This window comes from Escherichia sp. WS1450 (assembly GCF_046487395.1).
GTDB classification, from domain to species: domain Bacteria; phylum Pseudomonadota; class Gammaproteobacteria; order Enterobacterales; family Enterobacteriaceae; genus Escherichia; species Escherichia coli.
Genome location: NZ_JBJQJO010000114.1, coordinates 1 through 1258 on the forward strand (window position 1 = coordinate 1; position 1258 = coordinate 1258).

General features: G+C 51.7%; 1 protein-coding gene. It reads left to right on the top strand.

The annotated features are described in order from the left end of the window. Positions 1–72: 72 nt before the first annotated feature. A protein-coding gene (locus ACJHYR_RS27755) for an IS3 family transposase (protein WP_152895938.1) occupies positions 73–1250 on the top strand; the annotation gives its coding sequence in 2 pieces (ribosomal slippage) (positions 73–331 and positions 331–1250; 1179 coding nt in all). The last annotated feature ends 8 nt before the right edge of the window (positions 1251–1258 follow it).

Genomic DNA, 1258 nt, shown 5'->3' on the forward strand with positions numbered 1-1258 from the left:
TGTAGTGGCACAGTAAATTTGGCCACCTGATTAAAGGTGATATTCTCACCTCAACACAAAACAGGTGACTTAATGAACAAGAAAACCAAACGTACTTTCACCCCTGAGTTCAGGCTGGAATGTGCACAGCTGATTGTTGATAAGGGCTATTCGTATCGACAAGCCAGTGAGGCGATGAATGTCGGTTCTACCACGCTTGAGAGCTGGGTACGTCAGCTCAGGCGAGAGCGCCAAGGTATTGCGCCCTCTGCAACACCCATTACCCCTGAACAGCAACGTATTCGCGAGCTGGAAAAGCAGGTTCGCCGACTGGAGGAACAAAATACGATATTAAAAAAGGCTACCGCGCTCTTGATGTCCGACTCACTGAACGGTTTACGATAGTTTCCAGACTGAGTGACAGCCACTCAGTTGTCAGCCTCTGTTCCGCACTGGGAATACACCGTAGCAGTTACCGGTACTGGCGAAAACGACGCGATACGGTTAATTCGGCTCGCGTCAGGTTGTGCAGCGAAATACGCCGGGCATGGAACCAGAGCCGGGGCTCTGCAGGCGCGCGCACGCTGGCTGAAATGCTGACCCAAAACGGCGTCCCGATGAGCCGTTATCGTGCCGGACGGCTGATGAAATACCTGAACCTGAGCAGTTGTCAGCCCGGAAAACATCAATACAAAAATGCCTGTCAGGAGCATACGTGTTTGCCGAATCTGCTCGAGCGTCAGTTCGCTGTACCGGAGCCAGACAGGGTATGGTGCGGAGATATTACGTATATCTGGGCAGGAAATCGCTGGTGCTATCTGGCGGTCGTCATGGATCTTTTTGCCCGCAGGGTTATCGGCTGGAGCCTGTCAGCGAATGCCGATACTGCACTGATAAGCAGTGCCTTGCGGATGGCGTATGAGGTGCGTGGTCAGCCGCGGGACGTCATGTTCCATAGCGACCAGGGAAGTCAGTATACAGGACTGAAATATCAACAGCTTCTCTGGCGTTACAGGATAAAGCAAAGTGTCAGCCGACGGGGAAACTGCTGGGATAACAGTCCTATGGAACGCTTCTTCCGCAGTCTGAAAACAGAATGGGTGCCGACGGATGGTTACGTAGGCAAGGACGAGGCCCGGCAACAAATTAGCGGTTATATCCTGAATTATTACAATAGCGTCAGGCCTCACCATTACAACGGTGGGTTGACGCCGGAAGAATCAGAGAACAGATACCGTTTTTACTGTAAAACCGTGGCCAATATTACTTGACCACTACA